General features: G+C 64.1%; 21 protein-coding genes. 13 read left to right on the plus strand and 8 right to left on the minus strand.

The window, feature by feature from the left end; genetic code table 11:
* Positions 1-16: 16 nt before the first annotated feature.
* The 5 genes from ACQ4WN_RS09520 to ACQ4WN_RS09540 form a co-directional block, all read right to left on the minus strand.
* Entirely contained in the window at positions 17-751 is a 735-nt protein-coding gene (locus ACQ4WN_RS09520) for a hypothetical protein (RefSeq protein ID WP_436551310.1), read from the minus strand.
* Positions 748-1,314, minus strand: coding sequence for a hypothetical protein (locus tag ACQ4WN_RS09525; RefSeq protein WP_436551311.1), 567 nt, complete (start codon positions 1,312-1,314; stop codon positions 748-750). The genes ACQ4WN_RS09520 and ACQ4WN_RS09525 overlap by 4 nt, the downstream gene beginning before the upstream one ends.
* An 81-nt stretch (positions 1,315-1,395) precedes the next feature.
* A complete protein-coding gene (locus tag ACQ4WN_RS09530) occupies positions 1,396-1,683 on the minus strand; it encodes a putative quinol monooxygenase (RefSeq protein ID WP_436551312.1) in 288 nt (95 codons plus the stop codon).
* A 71-nt stretch (positions 1,684-1,754) separates the two neighbouring features.
* Positions 1,755-2,216 carry a GNAT family N-acetyltransferase gene (locus tag ACQ4WN_RS09535; RefSeq protein WP_436551313.1) on the minus strand — a complete coding sequence of 154 codons (462 nt, stop codon included), beginning with the start codon at positions 2,214-2,216 and terminating at the stop codon, positions 1,755-1,757.
* A 48-nt stretch (positions 2,217-2,264) separates the two neighbouring features.
* Positions 2,265-3,185 (minus strand): LysR family transcriptional regulator, encoded by a 921-nt coding sequence (locus ACQ4WN_RS09540; RefSeq protein ID WP_436551314.1) that lies wholly within the window; start codon positions 3,183-3,185, stop codon positions 2,265-2,267.
* A gap of 151 nt (positions 3,186-3,336) precedes the next feature.
* Between ACQ4WN_RS09540 and ACQ4WN_RS09545 the strand changes: the two genes are divergently transcribed.
* The 6 genes from ACQ4WN_RS09545 (at position 3,337) to ACQ4WN_RS09570 (ending at position 9,518) form a co-directional block, all read left to right on the plus strand.
* Positions 3,337-4,551 carry a 3-hydroxybenzoate 6-monooxygenase gene (locus tag ACQ4WN_RS09545; RefSeq protein ID WP_436551315.1) on the plus strand — a complete coding sequence of 405 codons (1,215 nt, stop codon included), beginning with the start codon at positions 3,337-3,339 and terminating at the stop codon, positions 4,549-4,551.
* On the plus strand, positions 4,548-5,600 hold the full coding sequence (gene gtdA, locus ACQ4WN_RS09550) for a gentisate 1,2-dioxygenase (protein WP_436551316.1): 1,053 nt from the start codon (positions 4,548-4,550) through the stop codon (positions 5,598-5,600). The genes ACQ4WN_RS09545 and gtdA overlap by 4 nt, the downstream gene beginning before the upstream one ends.
* A 21-nt stretch (positions 5,601-5,621) precedes the next feature.
* Positions 5,622-6,329: a fumarylacetoacetate hydrolase family protein gene (locus ACQ4WN_RS09555; RefSeq protein ID WP_436551317.1), complete on the plus strand. Its 708-nt coding sequence runs from the start codon at positions 5,622-5,624 to the stop codon at positions 6,327-6,329.
* A 67-nt stretch (positions 6,330-6,396) separates the two neighbouring features.
* Positions 6,397-7,752 (plus strand): MFS transporter, encoded by a 1,356-nt coding sequence (locus tag ACQ4WN_RS09560; protein WP_436551318.1) that lies wholly within the window; start codon positions 6,397-6,399, stop codon positions 7,750-7,752.
* Positions 7,749-8,393, plus strand: coding sequence for a maleylacetoacetate isomerase (gene maiA / locus ACQ4WN_RS09565; RefSeq protein ID WP_436551319.1), 645 nt, complete (start codon positions 7,749-7,751; stop codon positions 8,391-8,393). Before ACQ4WN_RS09560 ends, maiA begins: the two co-directional genes overlap by 4 nt.
* 24 nt (positions 8,394-8,417) lie before the next feature.
* Positions 8,418-9,518, plus strand: coding sequence for a porin (locus ACQ4WN_RS09570; protein ID WP_436551320.1), 1,101 nt, complete (start codon positions 8,418-8,420; stop codon positions 9,516-9,518).
* A gap of 7 nt (positions 9,519-9,525) precedes the next feature.
* On the opposite strand, the gene ACQ4WN_RS09575 is transcribed toward ACQ4WN_RS09570, so the two are convergent.
* Complete coding sequence (locus ACQ4WN_RS09575) at positions 9,526-10,560, minus strand: helix-turn-helix transcriptional regulator (protein WP_436551321.1); 1,035 nt, start codon at positions 10,558-10,560, stop codon at positions 9,526-9,528.
* A 207-nt stretch (positions 10,561-10,767) separates the two neighbouring features.
* Here ACQ4WN_RS09575 and ACQ4WN_RS09580 point away from each other — a divergent pair, with 207 nt between their 5' ends.
* The 5 genes from ACQ4WN_RS09580 to ACQ4WN_RS09600 all read left to right on the plus strand — a co-directional run bounded on the left by ACQ4WN_RS09580 (position 10,768) and on the right by ACQ4WN_RS09600 (position 17,291).
* Positions 10,768-12,777 (plus strand): glycoside hydrolase family 3 protein, encoded by a 2,010-nt coding sequence (locus ACQ4WN_RS09580; protein ID WP_436551322.1) that lies wholly within the window; start codon positions 10,768-10,770, stop codon positions 12,775-12,777.
* A gap of 125 nt (positions 12,778-12,902) precedes the next feature.
* Positions 12,903-14,711, plus strand: a complete 1,809-nt coding sequence (locus tag ACQ4WN_RS09585) for a DUF885 domain-containing protein (RefSeq protein ID WP_436551323.1) — start codon at positions 12,903-12,905, stop codon at positions 14,709-14,711.
* A 101-nt stretch (positions 14,712-14,812) separates the two neighbouring features.
* A complete protein-coding gene (gene hpaR / locus ACQ4WN_RS09590) occupies positions 14,813-15,268 on the plus strand; it encodes a homoprotocatechuate degradation operon regulator HpaR (protein ID WP_436551324.1) in 456 nt (151 codons plus the stop codon).
* 344 nt (positions 15,269-15,612) lie between these two features.
* Positions 15,613-16,779 carry a porin gene (locus ACQ4WN_RS09595; RefSeq protein WP_436551325.1) on the plus strand — a complete coding sequence of 389 codons (1,167 nt, stop codon included), beginning with the start codon at positions 15,613-15,615 and terminating at the stop codon, positions 16,777-16,779.
* Positions 16,780-16,883: 104 nt separating this feature from the next.
* Positions 16,884-17,291 carry a hypothetical protein gene (locus tag ACQ4WN_RS09600; RefSeq protein ID WP_436551326.1) on the plus strand — a complete coding sequence of 136 codons (408 nt, stop codon included), beginning with the start codon at positions 16,884-16,886 and terminating at the stop codon, positions 17,289-17,291.
* Here ACQ4WN_RS09600 and ACQ4WN_RS09605 read toward each other — a convergent pair.
* A complete protein-coding gene (locus tag ACQ4WN_RS09605; protein WP_436551327.1) occupies positions 17,219-17,986 on the minus strand; it encodes an SDR family oxidoreductase in 768 nt (255 codons plus the stop codon). The genes ACQ4WN_RS09600 and ACQ4WN_RS09605 overlap by 73 nt on opposite strands.
* Before the next feature lie 123 nt (positions 17,987-18,109).
* On the opposite strand from ACQ4WN_RS09605, the gene ACQ4WN_RS09610 reads away from it, so the two are divergent.
* Together ACQ4WN_RS09610 and ACQ4WN_RS09615 are read left to right on the plus strand one after the other, a co-directional pair.
* On the plus strand, positions 18,110-19,033 hold the full coding sequence (locus tag ACQ4WN_RS09610; RefSeq protein ID WP_436551328.1) for a LysR family transcriptional regulator: 924 nt from the start codon (positions 18,110-18,112) through the stop codon (positions 19,031-19,033).
* A 16-nt stretch (positions 19,034-19,049) separates the two neighbouring features.
* The gene (locus ACQ4WN_RS09615; RefSeq protein WP_436551329.1) at positions 19,050-19,802 is read left to right on the plus strand and encodes a DUF4303 domain-containing protein; all 753 of its coding nucleotides are present in this window, start codon (positions 19,050-19,052) and stop codon (positions 19,800-19,802) included.
* A 10-nt stretch (positions 19,803-19,812) separates the two neighbouring features.
* On the opposite strand, the gene ACQ4WN_RS09620 is transcribed toward ACQ4WN_RS09615, so the two are convergent.
* Complete coding sequence (locus tag ACQ4WN_RS09620) at positions 19,813-20,934, minus strand: metallophosphoesterase (protein ID WP_436551330.1); 1,122 nt, start codon at positions 20,932-20,934, stop codon at positions 19,813-19,815.
* Positions 20,935-20,981: the final 47 nt, after the last annotated feature.

Below are 20,981 nucleotides of genomic sequence, written 5' to 3' on the forward strand. Positions count from 1 at the left end.
CTGGCCCGAGATACCGTTAGACGGTATTGCGCCGCAAGCCCGCTTCCCGCACGAATACTTGCAGCGCTGGCATGGTTTGCCGGTGCAGCGCTTTCAATTGCGCTTGCAGTTTGGGCGTGATGGCCAGACTGCCGTCCGCTTGCTGGCGCACGGGCAGGCCCAGCGCCTGTGCCATTTCCACCGGGTAATTCGTGAAGTCGCCGTACGGGCGCTTGCCGTCGACGGACGGGGTGGGCCAGTAGCCTTCGGCCAGGTAATCTTCCGCGCCCATGCCCAGCATTTCCAGCGTCATCCACGACTGCTGCCGCAGCAGCGTCAGATGCCGGGCAGTCAAGGTGAAGGGCGCCTTGCCGTTGGCATAGCTGCCCGGTTTCAGGTCGGCCATCTGCACGAAGTGGGGCAGCAGCAGCGCCGCTTCCATCAGGCGCTGCGCGGCCAGTGCCGCATCTTTGCTGGCGATCGCTTGCATGGCCAGCGCCAGGGTATCGTCTTTGCCCAGCGGGTACGCCGGATTGAGCATGGGTGCGCCGCTTTCCACGGGCGACCAGCCGATGTTGAAACGCCGTATCAGCGCAAGGTGGTGCACATTGAGCACCTTGGGCAGCGGCGCGTCGAGGGTGGCAAGGATGCGCTGGTGCACGGCGTGGGGCAGGCCGCCGTCGGCCGCGCGCGCGAGCACGGGCGAGCACAGCAGGGCACCGGCGAGGCGCAGCAGCTGGCGCCGCATGGGTTGGATCAGGTGTGACATCATGGTGCCGTCAAGTCCTGGCGCTGGAATTCGATGCGGTTTTCCCGGTAGTCCCACTTGGTGTAGGGCCCGAACACGCGCCGGTTTTCCTTGCTGTCGGCATTCGACTGCTCGCGCTTCATGCGCCGCACGAGGGCGGTGTCGACGAGTGGCGCGGTTGTCGTGCCGAACACTTCGTGGCGCACGCTTTGCTTGGCGTCGGCGCCGCGCGAAATGATGGTGAGCTTGCGCGAGGCGGGATCGAAGTACAGGCGCATGGCGAAGGTGTTCATATCCTGCAGATACAGGCCATCGTCGCGCCACTGGGCATGGAAATAATCGCCGCAGACGGCCTTCGGCTCGCGTTTCCATTCGCAGGCGAGCAGGATCAACAGGTGATGGTCATCGAGCTGTTTGATTGAAACACGGGCCTTGGAATAGCCCCAGTTGCTGGGCGGCACGGTTGTCGACGAGAGCAAGTTGTATTCGCCCACGAGATTGGGCATGGGCGCTTGTGCCGAGGCGCCGGTGCAAATGGTGAAGGCGGCCGCCGCAAGGGCGCCGTGTATCCAGGAAAAGGGGGTCATGATGGTGCCATAAAAAAAAGTTGCCATATTATAAGTGACAACTTTCTTTGGAGAACGCGCGATTGAACGCTGCCGTGCGCGTTACTTCAGCTTGCTCAACTCAGCCACGTCGATCTTGACGACCTTGTCGCCCACGGCGGCCACCAGCGCCTTGAAGTGGGACGTCGCATAGTGCGCCGTCAGCGCGTCCTGGTCGGTCCATTCTTCCAGCATGATGAAGCGCGTGGGGATCTTGTTGTCGAGGTGCAATTCGTAGCGCAGGCAGGCGCTTTCTGCCCGGCTGGGTAGTACGACGGCTTCCAGGGCGGCGCGCACGGCGTCGATATGGTCAGCTTGGGCATCGATGGTGGCGACGACGATCAGGGTCATGGTGGTCCTTGTAAAGTGGTGGGGCCGATGCAGCTTAGCGTAGTTTGCCCATTCTTGCCCGCCATGCCCGGTCAGGCTGCGCCGAGCTGTATCACGGCCAGCATGTCATTGCCATCGGCATCCAAGCATTTTTCCACGAAACCCATGCTGGCATAGAACTGTTTCGCGTTGGCATTGCCGGGCTTGTAGCAGATTTCGATGCTGCGCGCGTCCGGGCGGGCGCGGATTTCCGCCAGCGCCAGGGCGAGGGCAACCCTGCCATACCCTTGTCCCTGGCGCCGGTGATCGATCATGAAGCGCCAGATCTGGTAGTGGCCGGGCGGATCTTCGTCGTCGGGCGAGACGAACATCAGGAAACCGATCACCTCTTCATCGCCATACACGGCGCGCGTATGCATCGTGGCGCGATAGAAACTCGCTTGCGCGATGGAATAGTCGTTGCTGGCCAGATAGTCGCGTTGCTGTGGCAGCAAAGGCAGTTCGCTGATGATGTCAAAATTGTCGGCGGTGACGGGGCGCAGGCTGATGAGCATGTTCAATCAATGGAGTGTAAGGGCAAGGCTTGCCAGTATGGAGAAAAATTACTTAATAGGCAATGTTGTGGCGTCGCCAGCCCCAAACAACTGCGCCATCGTCTGGCGCAGCCAGCGGTTCGACGCATCTTCATGGTAGCGCTCGTGCCAGTGCTGCTTGACTGAAAAGCTGGGCAGTTGCACGGGCAGGGGCAGGATGCGGAACGCTTCGTGGTCCTGCATTTGCAGCGCGTAGCGGTACGGTACCGTGACGATGTACTGGGTTTCGGCGACGATGCGCGATACACCGAGAAAGCTTGGCAGTTTCAGCACGATGCGCCGCTGCACGCCAGCCGCCGCCAGCACCTTTTCCACGATGGAATGTCCCGTGCCCGAGCTTTTCACTTCGATATGCCCCTCCTGCATGAATTGTTCGACTGTGATGCTGTCGCGGATGCGCGGGTGGCTGCTGGACACCAGGCAGACAAAGTGCTGCTCGAACAGTTTCTGCTGATAAAACCCCGATTCCAGGTGCGGCATGAAGCCCACGGCCAGGTCCACTTCGCCCCCTTCCAGGCGCTCGGGCGTGTCGGTGGCGATCTTCGACACGTCCAGGGTGATGCCGGGGCCGATCTGCTGCAGATGGTTAAGCAGTGTGGGCAGCAGCACGATTTCACTGATGTCCGTCATGCAGATGGCAAATTCGCGCGTGCTGGCGGCCGGGTCGAACACGGGCTGGTCGGCCAGCGCGTGCTGCCAGGCGGCAATCGCGGCGCGCACGTCCTGCACGGCGTTCTGCGCGCGCGGCGTCGGCTCCATGCCTTTCGAGGTGCGCGCGAACAGGCGGTCGCCGAAATGCGTGCGTAATTTCCCCAGGCCGATGCTGACCGTCGACTGTGGCAAGCCCAGGTTTTCCGCCGCGCGCGTCACATTGCGGCTTTTATAGATCTCGTCAAAGATGAACAGCAGTTCGATATCGAAGCGCGACATGGGAAGCCTTCCTACCATTATTTAAAAACGTGATTGTTGCTATTGTATTCCATTGCTTTACCAAATATTGACCTGTCGGCACACTGCTTGTCATACCAAGAGCACGTCAAACGTGCATCGCACAAGCACACAGATCAATTGGAGGAAAGAAATGGAAGCACCCCACAAACCGTCGGTCTTGATCGGCGGCGGCGGCATCGGCGGCATGGCCGCCGCCCTGTCCCTGTCGCGCCTCGGGCTGGCCGTCACCGTGCTGGAACAGGCATCGACCCTGGGCGAGATCGGCGCCGGCATCCAGCTGGCGCCCAACGCCTTCGCCGCGCTGGACGCGCTGGGCGTGGGCCAACGCACGCGTGCCAAGGCCGTCTTCACGGAACGCCTGGTGATGATGGATGCCGTCGATGCCGCCGAAGTGGGCACCTTCGTCGTCGATGCGGCCTTTCGTGCACGCTTCAGCAATCCCTACGCCGTGATTCACCGGGCCGATATCCATGGCGCCATCCTCGACGCGGTGCGTACCTCGCCGCTGATCACGTTTGTGACGTCGTCGCAGGTGACGGACGTGGTGGAAGACGACACGGGCGTCACCGTGGTCGATGCGGCGGGGCGCAGTTTCCGCGCCGATGTGCTGATCGGCTGCGATGGCGTCAAGTCCGTGATCCGCGAGCGCATCGTGGGCGATGCCGTGCGCGTTTCCGGCCACGTGGTCTACCGCGCCGTGGTGCCTGCCGCCGACATGCCGGCCAACTTGCGCTGGAACGCGCCCGTCGTCTGGGCCGGGCCGAACTGCCATCTCGTGCATTACCCGCTGCGCAATGGAGAGCAATACAACCTGGTGGTGACTTTCCACAGCCGCGACCAGGAGGCGTGGAGCGTCACGGACGGCAGCAAGGAAGAAGTGCTGTCCTACTTCGACGGTGTCCACGCGCAGCCGCGCCAGCTGCTGCACAAGCCCACATCGTGGAAACGCTGGAGCACGGCCGACCGCGACCCCGTCGCCAACTGGAGCACGAAGCGCATGACCTTGCTGGGCGACTCGGCCCACCCGATGCTGCAATACCTGGCGCAGGGCGCCTGCATGGCGCTGGAAGATGCCGTGACCCTGGGCGAGGCCGTGCGCGCCTGCGATTTCGACATGGCCGCCGCCTTCCAGCTGTATCAGACCTCGCGCATCGCCCGCACCGCGCGCGTCGTGCTGTCGGCGCGCGAAATGGGCCGTCTGTATCACGCCAAAGGCGTCGAACGCCTGGTACGTAACGACCTGTGGCGCGGCCGCACGCCCGCGCAATTCTATGAGGCGCTGGCCTGGCTGTATGGCTGGACGGCGCAAACCTGCCTGGCCACCACCGAGAAGGACGCAGCATGACTTCCCATCAAACGCCCGAACGCGAGGCCTTGTATGCAGCCCTGAGCGGCATGCATCTGTCGCCGCTGTGGCAATCCCTGCACACCCTCGTGCCGCCCCATCCGACGGCGCCATATGCCCCCGCCCTGTGGCGCTATGCCGATATCGCACCGCAGCTGGCGCGTGCCGGCGAAGTGATTACGGCCCACGAAGCCGTGCGCAGAGTCCTGGTGCTGGAAAACCCGGCCTTGCCGGGCCGCTCGTCGATTACGCAATCGCTGTACGCGGGCTTGCAGCTGATTTTACCCGGAGAAGTGGCGCCGTCGCACCGTCACAGCCAGTCGGCGCTGCGCTTTGTCGTGAGCGGGCAGGGCGCCTACACAACCGTGGCGGGCGAACGCACCACCATGCACCCGGGGGATTTCATCATTACTCCCTCGTGGACCTGGCATGACCATGGCAACCTGGGTGTCGATGGCGTCTGCGAGCCTGTCGTCTGGCTCGATGGCCTCGACATTCCCATGCTGCGCTATTTCGATTCCGGTTTCGCGGAAAACGATACGCAAGACAGCCAGGCGGTCACTCGCCCGGAAGGCCAGAGCTTCGCCCGCTACGGCTACAACATGGCGCCCGTCAAGTCGCTGCACCAGGGCGCCACCTCGCCCATCTTCAACTATCCGTATGCCCGTTCGCGCGAAGCGCTGGACCTGCTGTCGCGCACGGACGCCATCGATGACTGGCATGGCTACAAGCTGCGTTATACGAACCCGCTGACGGGCGGCTCGCCCATGCCCACCATGGCCACCTTCATGCAGCTGCTGCCCAAAGGGTTTGCAGGCAAGCGCGCGCGCAGCACCGACGGCACGGTCTACAGCGTGGTCGAAGGCTGCGGCAAGGTGACGATCGGCGAGCAGGTATTCGACTTCGCCCCGCGCGACACCTTCGTCGTGCCTTCATGGGCCGCCGTTTCCTTCGATTGCTCGCAGGAAGACGTGGTGCTGTTCAGTTTTTCCGACCGCCCCGTGCAGCAAGCGATGGGCGTGCTGCGCGAGCAGTTTTTGACCGATTGATTTTTCAGACAGGACTTTGACATGACCAACTTCATCTTCCCCCCCCAAGCCATCGCCGGCCTGCCCATCCTTGGCACCGACAGCCAGTTTCCCGTGCGCCGCATCTATTGCGTCGGCCGCAACTACGCCGCCCATGCACGCGAAATGGGTTTTGACCCGGACCGCGAACCGCCATTCTTCTTTTGCAAACCGAACGACGACCAATCCGTCGTGCCCGTGCCGCCCGGCGTGACGGCCACGGTGCCGTATCCGGCGCAGACGTCGAACTACCACCACGAGATTGAGCTGGTGGTCGCCATCGGCAAGGGCGGCAGCAATATCGCACTGGCCGATGCGGCGTCGCACATCTTCGGCTACGGCGTGGGCCTGGACATGACGCGGCGCGACCTGCAGATGCGCATGCGCGAGCAGGGACGTCCGTGGGAAATCGGCAAGGCATTCGACTATTCGGCGCCCATTGGCGCGCTCACGCCGATCGCGGCGTCCGGCGAGATCACCACGGGCGCCATCGTGCTGGAAGTCGACGGCAAGGTCGTGCAGACGAGCGATTTGACGCACCTGATCTGGTCCGTCAATGAAGTCATTGCCAATCTGTCGACCCTGTTCGCGCTGCAGCCGGGCGACATCATCATGACGGGCACGCCCGAAGGCGTGGGTGCCGTCACCAGCGGGCAAACCATGGAGGCGCGCATCGCTGGTTTGACGCCGATCACCGTCGCCGTGCAATAAACATCCCCGGGCCAGTGCGGCACAGATCGCGCAGCCCGGTAATGCCACCAACAAGAATGGAGACAGCATGAATAGCAATGCCAGCACCGACGTCCAGCACTTCCTCGACAGTCACCCGTTTTCCCGCTACCAGAAGCTGATCCTCTGGCTATGCTTTTTGATCGTCGCCATCGACGGCTTCGACACGGCCTCGATCGGTTTCATCGCGCCCGCCATCCGCGCCGAATGGGGCTTGACCCCCGCCGCGCTGGCGCCCCTGTTCGGCGCCGGCCTGTTTGGCCTGATGGCCGGCTCGTTCCTGTTCGGCCCCCTGGCGGACCGCTATGGCCGCCGTCCCGTGCTGATCGTCTCCGTGGCGTTTTTTGGCGCGGCCAGCCTGCTGTCTGCCTGGTCGACGGATCTGACCATGCTGCTGGCGCTGCGCTTTTTCACGGGGCTGGGCCTGGGTGGCGCCATGCCGACGTCGGTCACCATGACGTCCGAATACTGCCCGCAGCAGCGCCGTTCCGGCCTGGTGACCATGATGTTTTGCGGCTTTACCATCGGCTCCGCGCTGGGCGGCCTGGCTTCGGCGCAGCTGCTGCACCTGATCGGCTGGCGCGGCGTGCTGATGCTGGGCGGCGCCTTGCCCCTGCTGCTAGTGCCAGTGTTGCTGCTGGCGCTGCCCGAATCCCTGCGCTGGCTGGTATTGAAAGGGCGCGATGGGAGCGAAACGATCATGCGCCGCATCGCACCCACCCTGGCCAGCCTGCCGCGCCTCGTGGTCAGCGACAAAAAACTTGCCGGTTCACCCATGGCGGAACTGTTTCGTCCCGGCGTGATTGGCGGCACCTTGCTGCTGTGGTCCACATTCTTCATGAGCCTGCTCATCATCTATCTGCTCTCGAGCTGGATGCCAACTTTGCTTAACGGCAATGGCCTGTCCCTGTCGAACGCCTCGCTGGTGACGATGATGTTCCAGGTGGGCGGCACGGTGGGCGCCATCTTGCTGGGCCGCTGGATGGACCGCTACAGCCCCCATAAAGTGCTAAGCATCGCCTACCTGGCGGCCGCCGGCTGCATCGTCGTCGTGGCCCTGTCGGGCAGCAGCCTGGCCTTGCTGGTGCTGGCCGTCTTCGGCGTGGGCTTTGGCGTGAGCGGATCGCAAGTGGGCGCCAATGCGCTGGCCGCCGCGTTCTACCCTACGTCGAGCCGCGCCACGGGTGTCAGCTGGGCCGCCGCCGTGGGCCGCAGCGGCTCTGTGCTCGGTTCCATGGCCGGTGGCCTGATGCTGACCCTGAAACTCGATAATGAAACCATCTTCTTTTTGCTGGCTATTCCCGCCGTGCTGGCTTCCCTGGCCTTGCTGGCCATGGGGCGTTTGATGCGCGTCAGGAGTCGCTGTGTCGCCGTTCCAGCCACCCTGACTGAAAGTACCGTATGAAACTGCATGGCTATTACCGCAGCTCCGCGTCCTACCGCGTGCGCATCGCGCTGAACCTGAAACACCTGCACGCCGACACGGCCTATGTGCACCTGAGCCGCAATGGCGGCGAGCAGTTCACGCCGGCATTTTCCAGCCTGAATCCGCAGCAGTTGCTGCCCGTGCTGGAGGACGGCGGCGCGGTGCTGACGCAATCGCTGGCCATTATCGAGTACCTGGACGAGACACAGGCGGGGCAAAAACTCCTGCCGGCCGACGCGCCGGGCCGCGCCCGCGTGCGCCAGCTGGCCATGGTCTGCGCCTGCGACATCCACCCGCTGAACAACCTGCGCGTGCTCAATTACCTGACGGGGCCTTTGGCCCTGTCGCAGGAACAGAAGAATGCGTGGTACCAGCACTGGACCAATCTGGGCCTGGGCGCGCTGGAAGCCGCACTGGCGAGCAGCGTGCACACGGGCCTGTTCTGCCATGGCGACACGCCGACCCTTGCCGATTGCTGCCTGGTGCCGCAGGTCTACAACGCGCGGCGCTTCCAGTGCGACCTGGCGCCGTATCCGACGATCCTGCGCATCGTCGCGCATTGCGAGGCGCTGCCGGCTTTTCAGCAGGCGCACCCCGATGTGCAGCCAGACGCCGAATAAAAACCACAAAAAACGGAGACAAGCATGAGAAAAATCAACGCCATCAGCATGGCGCTGCTGGGCGCGTGCGCCCACGGCGTGTGCACCAGCGCCCACGCGCAAAGCAGCGTTACCCTGTACGGAGTGCTCGACAGCTCCGTGGCCTACACGACGAATGCCAACGCGGCCGGCGACAGCGTCACCAAGATGCCCACCTTGACGGGTTCATTGCCATCGCGCTTCGGCCTTAAGGGCGTGGAAGACCTGGGCGGCGGCTGGCAAGCGATCTTTGCGCTGGAATCGGGCTTCGGCGTCGATACGGGCATCGCGGGGCAGGGCGGGAGATTGTTCGGCCGCCAGTCGTACGTGGGCTTGAAGGGGCGCTATGGCAGCGTGATGCTGGGGCGGCAAATGAATATGTCGTTCTGGGCCACGCAAAAGTCCGACATCATGGGCCCGGCCCTGTTTTCCATCAGCAGCCTCGATCTGTACCTGCCAAATGCACGCAGCGACAATGCCATCGGCTACCTGGGTACGTTTTCTGATGTGACGGTGGGCGCCACCTACAGCCTGGGGCGCGATGTCTCGGCTGCGGGCGGGCCGGCGGCCACGGGCTGCGCGGGCGAAGTGGCGGGAAATGCAAAGGCTTGCCGCCAAATCACGGCCTTGCTGGGCTATGACACGGGCCGCTACGGCGCCACGGTGTCGTACGACATCATGTACGGCAACGCGGGCGCGGCCAACGGCCTCACGTCGAGCCGCAACTTCGACCGCCGCGTGATCGCCAGCGCCTATGCCATGGTCGACCGGCTGAAAATCGGCGGCGGCATCATCGACCGCACCATCCACGCCGCCACGGGACAAGTCGACTCGCAACTGCTGTATGTGGGTGCCGCCTGGCCGGTCGCCCCCGCGCTGGTCCTCGATGGACAGCTCGCCAGACTGGCCGTCAAGCACAGCCCGAACGATGCCACCCTGGCCACCGTGCGCCTGACCTATCATTTATCCAAACGCATGGCCATCTACAGCGCCATCGGCCGCATGGACAACGATGGCGCTGCCGCCGTGGCGTTGGACGCAGGAGGCACCGTGGGCGCGGGGCGCACGCAGAATGGCGTGATGGCGGGGATGCGCCACTTCTTCTGACGTAGTCCTATGAGCTGCCTTGCATGTCGTGGCGGTAGCGCGCCGGCGGCAGCTCGAACTGGGTCTTGAAAAAGCGGGTGAATGCGCTTTGCGAGGAAAAGCCCAGGCGCTCGCTGATTTCCACCACGCTCAGGTTCGTTTCGCGCAGCAGGCGGCGCGATTCTCGGCTCTTGGCGCGCAATTCCAGCGCGCGGAACGAGGTCTGCTCCTGCTGCAACTGGCGCTGCAAGGTCCAGCGGTTCATCGCCAGGCCGTCGCACAGGGCCGGCAGCAGCGAGGCGCCGTCGGCGTCGGCCTGCTGGCCCAGCAAATCGATGATGGCTTGCTCCACGCGGGCCGAAAACAGCTGCGCCCCCTGCAGTTTCTGCAATTGCCCCTGCGCATGGCGCAGCGCGTGCGGCGCCAGCATGGCGTTGAACTGGGCGAAAGGCCGGTCCAGCGCCGGTGCGTCGAATGTCAATGTATTGCGCGCCTGGCCAAAGGTGGCGCTGGCGCCGAAACACTCGGAAATGGCTGTCGCAAACCACGGTGCCTTGCCCCGGAAGCTGGCATGGAAGGTGGTGGCTGCGCCCCCGTCGTAAGCGCGCGCTACCAGCGACAACATGCGGAAATTGGCCAGCGCCTGCATGGCCCCCCCCATGGGGCAAAACTCGGACAGGTATTCGATCTCGATGCGCGTGCCACTCTCGCTCATCAGCATGAAATCAAATTCGCCGATCAGACCCCGCAAGTGCAGCAGCTCGTGCAGCGCGCTGCGCAGGGTGGGGCGGTTGAAGCAGACGTGGGCGATGCCAGGGTAATGCGCGAACCAGTGCGTCACGTCGAGATCGAGCAGGCCGCGGTGCTGCGGCAAGTGCTGGGCGTAAGCCGTCATGCGGCGGTGCCGCTCGGCGTTGATGCGCCCGCCAGGTTCCGTGAGTTGCGCCAGCGTGATGCCCGTCTGCTGAAAGAAGTCGGCCGGGTCGTGCCCATCGGCCTGCATGGCGCGCGCACATTGCTGCGCGATGCGGTTCGAAACCGTGCGCGTGTCGGGTTTGTGCAAGGGTGTCTCCTGCTTGTTGTAGTAATTTTTCACAAATATTAGCACTTTGTAGGAGATTGTTGCTTGTCGTGCTGCCCAAGAAAAAATTGTTCTCGCAGGTATAAAACGGGTGCTGCCCGGTCAAAAAACTCACGCATTCTCACGCTATATTGTTTTCGGCCGGCCTTGCTGCCGCGCCTTATACCTACAAAAACAGTCTTGGAGATAATGATGAATTGCACTTTGAAACCGATGGCCCGCGTGGTCGCCGGCTGCGTCGCCACGCTTGCCCTGGCCGCTTGCGGCAGCGATACCGGAAGCGAGGGCTACACGCAGCCCGTGTTCGGCGCCACTACCTACACCCAGCTCAAGGTCGACGGTTATACCTTCAAGGATATGAACCGCAACGGCAAGATCGACCCGTACGAAGACTGGCGCCTGTCGGCCGAGGCGCGCGCCGACGACCTGCTTTCGCGCCTGAGCCTCGATGAAAAAGCGGGCCTGATGATGCACGGCACGGCGCCCACCGTGTCCGACCCTTCCGGCATCGGCCTAGGCGGCGCGTATGACCTGGTGGCCTTGCAAGACCTGATCGTCAAGCAGTACGTCAACACGTTTATTACGCGCATGGCGGGCGATACGGCCAATATGGCGGCCCAGTACAACAAGGTGCAAGCCCTGAGCGAAGCTTCGCGCCACGGCATCCCCGTCTCCATCAGCACGGACCCGCGCCACCATTTCCAGTACACGGTGGGCGCCAGCGCGGCTACCTCCGGCTTCTCGCAGTGGCCGGAAACACTGGGCCTGGCCGCCATCGGCGACGATGCCCTGGTGCGCCGCTTCGGCGACATCGCGCGCCAGGAATACCTGGCCGTCGGCATCACGCAAGCCCTGTCGCCGCAGGCGGACCTGGCCACCGAGCCGCGCTGGTCGCGCATCAACGGCACCTTTGGTGAAGACGCCGACCTGGCCAAGCGCATGGTGCAGCACTATATCGAGGGCTTCCAGGACGGCAATACGGGCTTGCATGACGGCAGCGTGGTGGCCGTCGTCAAGCACTGGGTCGGCTACGGCGCCACGAAAGAGGGCTTTGACGGCCACAATTACTATGGCCGCTACATGACCTACCCGGGCAACAACTTCGCTTACCACGTGAAGCCGTTCGAAGGGGCGTTCACTGCCAAGGCGGCTTCCGTCATGCCTACGTACGCCCTGCCAGACGGCAATATCACCATAGCCGGCATCACCCTGGAACAAGTGGCGGCCGGTTTCAGCAAGACCATGCTGACGGGTCTGCTGCGCGGCAAATACGGCTTCGAAGGCGTGATCCTGTCCGACTGGGGCATCACCTCCGACTGCGACGCCAACTGCCGCAACGGCACGGCGCCGGGCGTCGCGCCTTCCTTCATCGGCTTCGGCACGCCGTGGGGCATGGAAGACGCCACCAAGGCCGAACGTTACGTGAAGGCTGTCACGGCGGGGATGGACCAGTTTGGCGGCGTGACGGAAGCGCCGTACCTGACGCAAGCCGTGCAGCGGGGCCAGCTGACGGAAGCGCGCATCAACGCCTCGGCGCGGCGTATCCTGATCCAGAAATTCAAGCAGGGCCTTTTCGAGCATCCATTTGTCGATGCGGCCAAGGCAGCCGCCACGGTGGGCAAGGCGGAATTCGTCGAGGCGGGCCTGGACGCCCAGCGCCGTTCGCTGGTCCTGCTGGAAAACAAGGACAAGGTCTTGCCGCTGGCGGCTAGCGTCAAGAAGGTTTACCTGTACGGCATCGACGCGGCCGTGGCCAAGCAGTATGGCTACACGGTGGTGGCCACGCCGCAGGAAGCGGACGTGGCCCTGCTGCGGGTGGCGGCGCCCTATGAAACCCTGCACCCGAATTACATCTTCGGCAGCATGCAGCACGAAGGCCGCCTGAACTATGCCGATGGCGACGCCGACTACGAGGCGATCAAGAACGCGGCGAAATTCGCGCCGAAGACGGTGGTGACGGTGTACCTGGACCGACCGGCCATTCTCGGCAACGTGCAGGACAAGGCCAGTGCCATTGTCGCCAACTTTGGCGTGAGCGACGGCGCGCTGTTCGATGTCCTGACGGGCAAGGCCAAGCCGCAAGGCAAGCTGCCGTTCGAGCTGCCCTCGTCGATGGCCGAAGTGCAGATGCAGAAATCGGACGTGCCGTATGACACGGCCCATCCGCTGTACAAGTTTGGCGCCGGGCTGGCGTACTGACAGGAGCGGGACGGGTCGCCTGGCGCGGCCTGTTCCCGTCCGATTGACAGTACCCTGGCGCTCGCCGATACTGGCCGTTTTGTTCGCCGTATTGTTCGCCGACTCTGCCAGGAAGGAAACCCACGATGCCCGTAATTCCGACATTGCACCAGAGCGTGCTTGCCGCAGCACTCTCCATCGCGTTTGCCATGCCCGCCATGGCCGCCGCCCCTGCAGCGGCCGGCGCCGAATCGGCCTGGGTCGAGGCAAGCAACCGTAACGCGGCCATCGTGCTGTTGGCGCAGGCGCAGTTCTCGCCCGAAAACGCTTCCGACACGGGCCTGGCGCAGTACGACGGCCTGGCCGCCGACCTGGGGCTTGAGATCACCGAACGTTATGTGGCAGCCATGCGGCAGGCGCGCGCGCAATTGCAGCAAAAGCTGGCGGCGGAAAAAGATGAACGCATCCGTCAGGATCTGCAAATCCTGACGCAGGCTGTGGACCAGGAAATCACCGGCGCCCAGCTGGACGCCAAATACACACTGCCGTGGGTCGATGTGCCGCAAATGGTCTTTGGCAGCATGCAAAGCTTGCTGCAGGAGCAGCGTCCGGCCGCGCGCCGCGCCAAGGCGCTCGAACGCCTGCAGCGCTACGTGGGCCAGTTCCCGGGCACTACGCCGATCACGCAGCAGGCCAAGGCGCGTTTCACGGAAAAGATCGGCAAGCCTGGCCTGGCCGGCCCCGTGCGCCTGCAGGTGGAGCAGTCGCTGGAAAACGTGCCGACGTATATCGCCGGCATCCGCAAGCTGTTCGCCGACATGCAGATCGCGGACGCCGAACCTGCGCTGGCGGCCATGGAGCAGCAGTTGAACGAATATGCAGCGTGGGAAAAGCAAGTGGTGCTGCCCCAGTCACGCACGGATTTCCGCATGGCGCCCGAGTTGTACGCCTTCCGCCTGAAACAGGTGGGCATCGACATCGAGCCGCGCGCGCTGGTCGAACGGGCACAAGTGGCCTACCTGGAAACGCGCGCCGCCATGCAGGCGCTGGCGCCCGTGGTGGCGGCCAGGCTGGCTTTGAAGGGCATCGACGGCAGCGATTACCGCCAGGTGCTGCGCGCGCTGAAAAGCGATTCCATCCCCAACGAGCGGCTGGAAGCACATTACAAGGGCGTCAATACGCAACTGGAAGAGCGCATCGCCCAGCAGCGCGTAGTCGATATTCCTGCGCGCGCCATGACCATGCGCCTGGCATCCGATGCCGAATCGGCGGCCCAGCCAGCGCCGCACATGCGACCGCCTCCACTGATCGGCAATACGGGAGAACATGGCCAGTTCGTCCTCCCCGTCAGCAATCCGGCCGCCAGCGGCAAGGGCGAAGCGTATGACGATTTCAATTTCGCGGGCGCGGCATGGACCCTGAGCGCGCATGAGGGCCGTCCGGGCCACGAGCTGCAGTTCAGCGCCATGGTGGAGCGGGGCGTATCGCAGGCGCGCAGCCTGTACGCGTTCAACAGCGTCAACGTGGAAGGCTGGGCCCTGTACGCGGAAGCGGAGATGATTCCCTACGAGCCGGCCGAAGGCCAGTTCATCGCGTTGCAGTTCCGCATGCTGCGCGCGGCGCGTGCCTTGCTCGACCCGATGCTGAACCTGGGGCAGATCACGCGCGAAGAAGCGGGCCGCATCCTGACGGACGAAGTGATGCTGTCGAAAGCGATGGCGCGCCAGGAGCTGGACCGCTATACCTTCAACATGCCGGGGCAGGCTGGCAGCTATTTCTATGGCTACACGCGCATCCTGCAGTTGCGCGCGGAAACGGAGCTGGCGCTGGGCGAGAAATTCGACCGCCTGGCCTTCAACAACTTCCTGCTGGGCCAGGGTTTGCTGCCGCCTGGCCTGCTGGCCAAGGCTGTGCGCGAACATTTCATTCCCGAGCAGAGAAAAGCCAGAGGCTGACGCCATGGCATCAAGGACGGCAGGGAAAGGCAATTTTGCCGCAATTCTCCTCGGGCGAGTCGTATAATGACGTTCATTTGCCGGCCACCCAGGAGTTCCGCTTGCAGCTACCGATCCGTTATCCGAACATGCCGCATTTGCTGCTGAAGGCCCGCGACAGCCTGCTCCAGCATTTCCGCCCCATCCTCAATCACTTCGGCGTGACGGAGCAGCAGTGGCGCATCATGCGCGCGCTGAACGAAAGCCCCACCCTGGAACCGCGCGAACTGTGCGATATCTGCCAGATTTCCAGTCCCAGCATGAGCGGCATCCTGGCGCGCATGGAAGAAATCGGCTTGATCGGACGCAGCAGGTTCGAAGGCGACCAGCGCCGCCGCAAGGTGCACCTGTCGGAAGCGGGCGCCAGTTTGCTGCTGCAGATGGGCAAGCTGATCGATCTGCAATATGAACACCTGGAAGCGGCGTACGGCAAGCAAGTGTTCGAAGACATGCGCCGCGCACTGGAAGCCTTCATTGCACTGGAAACCCTGCCGGTGGCGCCCGCCATCCTGCGCTGAACCGCCCCGTTTTGTCCGTTTGCCACTCGGTCTGACTCTCATCGGACGCGAGTTTTTTCGGCACGCGCCACCGCTGCTTTTTCCATATCTGTTTCGCATTTTTCCGCATCCTGCCGGGCTTGCGTCCGCGCGCCTGCCAGTTTTGCTATAAGACTACGCCCTACAGTCAATCGCTTATATGTGAGTAAATAAGCGTATAATTTGCCTCGCTTGATCCAGATCAAGAAGAACAGCGGACGTCCCCCTCGTTGGATGGGGCGGCAACGCGACGCCACTGTCTGTATTGCGCCATCGCGGCGGCAATGCTTGTCGGACGTACAATAAAACAGGAAAGTCAGGAAAAAATGAACACACCATGCATGCGCGCTGCGGCGCTGGCCGTCTCCACGCTCATCGGCGCAAACGTTTGCGCTCAAAGCAATGTCACCATTTACGGCGTGGTCGATGCGGCTACCGCCTACGCGAGTAACCAGGGCGGCAATTCGACTACCTACATGCGCAGCGGCAGCTTGTCCGCCAGCAAGATCGGTTTCCAGGGCGTGGAAGACCTGGGCGGCGACCTGAAGGCGCTGTTCTTGCTGGAAAACGGCTTTGAAAGCGATACGGGTGCGCAAAGTTCCGCCAGTGCGCTGTTCAACCGCCAGGCGTATGTAGGCTTGCAATCCAAGGCCTACGGTAGCGTGACGGCTGGCCGCCAGTACACGCCGTATTACCTGCTGGTGGGTTCGCTGGCATCGAGCAATGTCTTGACGGGGGCCACCGGTGCCCATCCGGGCGATATCGATGGCCTCGATACGACCGTGCGCATCAGCAATTCCGTCACCTATAGCATGCCCGCCTGGCGCGGCCTGCAGGCGAGCGCGCAATACGGCTTTGGCGAAGCGGCCGACGGCAATGCCGTGGGCAGCAGCTTCAGCGCCGCCGTCAAGTACAGCACCTCGCCGGCGCAATTCGCTCTCGGCTATCTGAAACTGAAAAATGGCGCAAATGGCGCCGGCTGGAGCGACAACGCCTCGGCCAGCTTCGGCATTTCCGCCATCAACCAGGGCTATGCCTCGGCCGAAAGCATCGCGTTCATCGCCGCCAGCGCGCGCTACACCATGGGCAAGTGGATGGTGGGCGCCAATGCCAGCAATGTGCAATACCAGGCGGGCAGCCGCTCTGCCTTCCACGACACGGCCATCTTCAACACGGCCGGCCTGATCTCGAGCTACCAGCTGACGCCGCAGTGGTTCCTGGCCGCCGGCTACAGCGACACATTCGCCAGCCACGCCAACGGTGTGTCGGACCGCGCGCGCTACCGCCAGTTGTCGTTCGAACAGACGTATGCGCTGTCGAAGCGCACGGCGATCTACCTGATCGAAGCGCGCCAGCTGGCGCGCGGCCAGACCCTGGGCCAGGGCGGCGCCATCGTCGATGCCGTCGCCTCGGTCGGCGATTCGCAAAACGCCACGCCGTCGTCGAACGGCGGCCAGACGGTGGTGATGGTCGGTCTCAAGCATTCTTTCTGAACGGTTGCTGAACTCACGGGAGCTTCAATCGGACGCTACACAATAAGGAGGGCCGCGGCCCTCTGAATCCCGGCCGCCTGGTGCTGGCCACCGGGCCCCTGTCCATGCATCATGCCCTGATGCTGCCCGACTGGGGCACGGTCACCTTTTTCCTGAATCGCGCATTCGAGCCCGATGCGGCGCAGCTGGCGCAACTGGCCGCGCGCGGCGTGACAGTGATGCGCACGCCCGTGGCGCAGATCGACGGGGTAGCCGATGTGGTCATGGCGGACGGCAGCCGCTACGTGATGGCCGGCGAATCGGGCTGCGCGCTGGAACAGGGTGCCATGGGGCCGTTCGTGCGCACCGACGAGCAAAAGGACGGCAGCGTGGCGTTCGCAGTGGCCGATGGCGCCATGGCGGGCGTGGCAGCGCACCGCTCGCTGATGTTCGGGCTGGATCAGGCAGCAAAGCCACCGTCGATCTTCAGCCCCGCACCCGTGACGAACGCCGCTTCTGCGCTGGCCAGGTAAGCCACCATGCCGGCGATTTCATCGGCCGTGCCGTGGCGGGGCAGGGCCATCAGACCGTGCATCAGGTCGGCAAAATCGCCCGTCGGCGGGTTCATGTCGGTGGCGACGGGACCTGGTTCCACATTGTTGATGGTGATGCCGCGCGGGCCCAGGTCGCGCGACAGGCCTTGCGTCAGGCCGATCAGCGCCGATTTGCTCATGGCATAGGCGGCCGCGCCGCCGAACGGCATGCGGTGTGCATTCGTGCTGCCGATATTGATGATGCGCCCGCCCGTCTGCATGTGCGCCACGGCTGCCTTGATGGCCACGAACACGGCGCGCACGTTGACGTTCAAGGTCTTGTCGAAGTCTGCCAGCGAAAAATCATCGATGGCGCCGGGCAGGAACACGCCCGCGTTATTAACGAGGATATCGATCTTGCCAAACTGCGCCGCTACCTTGTCGATGGCGGCCGTCAGGGCGCTGGCGTCGGCCGCATCGGCCTGCACGCCCTGGGCCTTGCCGCCGCTGGCCTCCACCGTGGCGGCCAGCGCCTGCGCTTCGGCGGTGGAACTTTGATAGGTAAATACGACGTTGGCGCCTTGCTGTGCCAGGCGGCGCACGATGGCGGCGCCGATGCCGCGCGAGCCGCCCGTGACGAAGGCGATCTTGTTTTGCAGTGGTAAAGCAGCGTTGTTGGCGGCTTGGGTTTGCATGATGGGCTTTCTGTGTGAGGAATCGAGAAGCTCAGTATCTGTCTTCGATTGCCTGCGCGCTAGCCATGAATCGCTACAATCACTTTCAACCATAGATATCAAATGAGCGGGTAAAATAGGCGCATGGACGCCCTCAATCACTTGCAATCCTTCGTGTTGTCTGCCGAACTGGGCAGCTTTTCTGCGGCCGCGCGCCGCCTGGGGCTGACGCCGGCGGCCGTCAGCAAGAACGTGGCGCGGCTGGAAGCGAGCCTCGGGTTGCGGTTGTTCCAGCGCAGCACGCGCCGCCTGACCCTGACGGAAGGGGGCGAACGTTTCCTGCTGAAGATCGGCGGCGCCCTGGCCACTTTGCGCGAGGCGATCGCCGACGTGGCAGAAGAGGGCGGCCAGCCGGCAGGTATCCTCAAGATCAGCATGGCGCCGTCATTCGGGCGCAGTTACGTGGTGCCCCTGCTGGGCGAATTCATTGCGCGCTATCCGGGCGTCATCCCCGACTGCCATTTCGACAACCGCCAGGTGGACTTGATCGGCGAAGGTTTTGACGTGGCCATCGGCGGCGGTATCGAACTGACGCCCGGCGTGGTGGCGCGCGAACTGGGCCACGTCCACGTCGTCGCCACGGCGTCCCCCGCCTTTATGCAGGGCAAGGCCATGCCCGTGCATCCGTCGGACCTGGCGCACTTCGATGGCGTGGCGCGCCGCTCGGCCGGCAGCGGCAGATTGCGCAGCTGGATACTGCGCGACGGGCAGGGCGGCGAAGGCGTGGCTGAATGCCGGCCGCGCGCCATCTTCGACGACCCGGACGCGATGGCGCAGGCGGCCGTCATGGGCGTCGGCGTGGCGCTGCTGCCCATGGCGCATGCGCTGGAGCACTTGCGCAGCGGCGCCCTGGTCCGGCTGCTGCCCGGCTGGCACGCCGATTCCGGCCCCCTGTCCGTGTATTATCCCAGCAAGAAGCTGCTGCCCGCGAAGACGCGCGTGTTCGTCGATTTTTTGCTGGAGCAGTTCCGTCAGCGCGATTTCGCCGCGCAGATGCGGCCCGATTAAGCAATGAAAAATTCCCATGCCTAGCAATTACAGCCTGTTTTACACCTTTGACGGCGATCAGCCGGCCCGCTTCCGGGAAGTCCGCGTATTCGGCACGACCGTGTGGACGGCCAGCGGCGCGGCCATGACCTGGGGCGAAGAAACGCGCAAGGACTACGCCAGCGAGGCGGAAGCGCAGGCCGCGTATGTGGCCCATTGCCGTACCGCCCTGGCCGACGGTTATACGCTGGCGCGCGAAAGCACCATCGACCCGGCCGTATTCGATTTCGCGCTGCTGCAAACGCTGCTGGCCGACGCCGCGCGCCTGGCTGTCGATGCCGTGCGCCGCGCCCATCCCGACCAGCACATCAACGCTTTCGCGCTGGTGAGCGACGACAGCGCCATGACCATCGGCCCGGTGGCCAACAGCCGCGAAGCGCTGGCCGCCTCGGAATATGGCGAAGAGATGCTGTGGAATCCGGCCGAATGGGCGTTCGACGAAGGTGGCGCGTACTTCGACAGTGCCTACCGTTTGCTGCTGCAGGCGCACCGCGACTTGCCGTTCGACGTCGATTTCGTCACCTTCCGCGCCGGCGTGTTCGAGGCTTGCATCGCCGCGCTGGCGCAGTTCGACGCCGAAGGGGTATTCGGCACGGGTGCGCAGCGCGACGAGGGCGTGCTGCTGTTCGAGGTCAGCGACAGCGAACCGCTGGAAGGCGCTATGGCGCGCTTGAATCCGCCGGCGGTGGTGGCGCGGTTCGAGGCATGGATGGCCAGCTGGGCGGAGTGATGAGTGATGCTTACGCAGCCACCAGCCTGAGTCGCGTAATCTCCGCCGGCGCGCCGATGCGCTTTGGCGGGCCCCAGTAACCGGTGCCGCGGCTGACGTAAATCCACAGCCGGCCGCGCCGGTGCAGCCCTGCCACATACGGCTGCTGCAGCGGCACGAACAGATTCCATGGCCAGAACTGGCCCCCGTGCGTGTGGCCCGAGAGTTGCAGGTCGTAGCCGGCCGCTTCAGCCTCGGGCGCGCTGCGCGGCTGGTGCGCCAGCAGGATGCGGGGTATATCGGCTGGTGCCCCGGCGATGGCCGCTTGCGGGTCGCTTTTCTGGGCAGGGTCGAAGGCGGCGGCGTTGAAATCGGTGACGCCGGCCAGCGCCAGGCGCGCGCCGTCGTGCTCAAGCACCGTGTGCTCGTTCATCAGCACGCGCAAGCCCAGGCGGCGAAATTCCGCCACCCAGGGCCTGGCGCCCGAATAGTATTCGTGGTTGCCCGTCACCAGGAAGACGCCATGGCGCGCGCGCAGCTCGCCCAGCGGCGCCGTATGGCTGCCCAGTTGCGCCACTGTGCCATCGACCACGTCACCCGTGATGGCGATGATATCGGCCTGCAGGCCGTTGGCGCGCGCGACGATGGCTTCCACGTAGGCGCGCTTGATGGTGGCACCCACGTGGATGTCGCTCAATTGCACGATGGTCAGCCCCTGCAGGGCGACAGGCAGGCCGGCAATCGGCACCGTCACCTCGCGCACGCGCGCCACCTTGCGGGCGTTGATGAAGCCGACGATGGTGGCCAGCAGTGCCAGGAGCAGAACGGCCACGGCGGACGCCTGCGCGTGCAGGCGGGCAGCGGGAAACAGCATCAGCAGTGCGCGCAGCACGGTGAGCACGAACAGCGAAGAAAAAAAGCCCATGCACAGCGAACCGGCCCAGCTCAAACGGTCGGCCAGGCGCGCATCGTTGGTGACGGCGCGGGCGAAGATGGTCATCGGCATCAGCATGGTCGACGCCAGCAAGACCAGGCCGCCCAGCAGCCAGCCGGCTAAGCCGAGAGGCAGCGCAGGCAGCAGCAGCCAGCCCAGCAGGGCGTGCAGGGCGCCCAATATCATGGTGATGCGCAGCAGCGGCGCGCGGGTTGTCATGTCATGCTTCCAGTGGTGGGGCGGCTGCCGATTATAGCCGACGCCTT

The organism is Janthinobacterium pasteuri (assembly GCF_051380775.1).
Taxonomy (GTDB): Bacteria; Pseudomonadota; Gammaproteobacteria; order Burkholderiales; family Burkholderiaceae_D; genus Janthinobacterium.

What these genes read in the sequence shown, in the direction of transcription:
- ACQ4WN_RS09520 (WP_436551310.1), bottom strand. Translation starts at nt 751, where the DNA reads ATGATGTCACACCTGATCCAACCCATGCGGCGCCAGCTGCTGCGCCTC.
- ACQ4WN_RS09525 (WP_436551311.1), bottom strand. Translation starts at nt 1,314, where the DNA reads ATGACCCCCTTTTCCTGGATACACGGCGCCCTTGCGGCGGCCGCCTTC.
- ACQ4WN_RS09530 (WP_436551312.1), bottom strand. Translation starts at nt 1,683, where the DNA reads ATGACCCTGATCGTCGTCGCCACCATCGATGCCCAAGCTGACCATATC.
- ACQ4WN_RS09535 (WP_436551313.1), bottom strand. Translation starts at nt 2,216, where the DNA reads ATGCTCATCAGCCTGCGCCCCGTCACCGCCGACAATTTTGACATCATC.
- ACQ4WN_RS09540 (WP_436551314.1), bottom strand. Translation starts at nt 3,185, where the DNA reads ATGTCGCGCTTCGATATCGAACTGCTGTTCATCTTTGACGAGATCTAT.
- ACQ4WN_RS09545 (WP_436551315.1), top strand. Translation starts at nt 3,337, where the DNA reads ATGGAAGCACCCCACAAACCGTCGGTCTTGATCGGCGGCGGCGGCATC.
- gtdA (WP_436551316.1), top strand. Translation starts at nt 4,548, where the DNA reads ATGACTTCCCATCAAACGCCCGAACGCGAGGCCTTGTATGCAGCCCTG.
- ACQ4WN_RS09555 (WP_436551317.1), top strand. Translation starts at nt 5,622, where the DNA reads ATGACCAACTTCATCTTCCCCCCCCAAGCCATCGCCGGCCTGCCCATC.
- ACQ4WN_RS09560 (WP_436551318.1), top strand. Translation starts at nt 6,397, where the DNA reads ATGAATAGCAATGCCAGCACCGACGTCCAGCACTTCCTCGACAGTCAC.
- maiA (WP_436551319.1), top strand. Translation starts at nt 7,749, where the DNA reads ATGAAACTGCATGGCTATTACCGCAGCTCCGCGTCCTACCGCGTGCGC.
- ACQ4WN_RS09570 (WP_436551320.1), top strand. Translation starts at nt 8,418, where the DNA reads ATGAGAAAAATCAACGCCATCAGCATGGCGCTGCTGGGCGCGTGCGCC.
- ACQ4WN_RS09580 (WP_436551322.1), top strand. Translation starts at nt 10,768, where the DNA reads ATGATGAATTGCACTTTGAAACCGATGGCCCGCGTGGTCGCCGGCTGC.
- ACQ4WN_RS09585 (WP_436551323.1), top strand. Translation starts at nt 12,903, where the DNA reads ATGCCCGTAATTCCGACATTGCACCAGAGCGTGCTTGCCGCAGCACTC.
- ACQ4WN_RS09595 (WP_436551325.1), top strand. Translation starts at nt 15,613, where the DNA reads ATGAACACACCATGCATGCGCGCTGCGGCGCTGGCCGTCTCCACGCTC.
- ACQ4WN_RS09600 (WP_436551326.1), top strand. Translation starts at nt 16,884, where the DNA reads ATGCATCATGCCCTGATGCTGCCCGACTGGGGCACGGTCACCTTTTTC.
- ACQ4WN_RS09605 (WP_436551327.1), bottom strand. Translation starts at nt 17,986, where the DNA reads ATGCAAACCCAAGCCGCCAACAACGCTGCTTTACCACTGCAAAACAAG.
- ACQ4WN_RS09610 (WP_436551328.1), top strand. Translation starts at nt 18,110, where the DNA reads ATGGACGCCCTCAATCACTTGCAATCCTTCGTGTTGTCTGCCGAACTG.
- ACQ4WN_RS09615 (WP_436551329.1), top strand. Translation starts at nt 19,050, where the DNA reads ATGCCTAGCAATTACAGCCTGTTTTACACCTTTGACGGCGATCAGCCG.
- ACQ4WN_RS09620 (WP_436551330.1), bottom strand. Translation starts at nt 20,934, where the DNA reads ATGACAACCCGCGCGCCGCTGCTGCGCATCACCATGATATTGGGCGCC.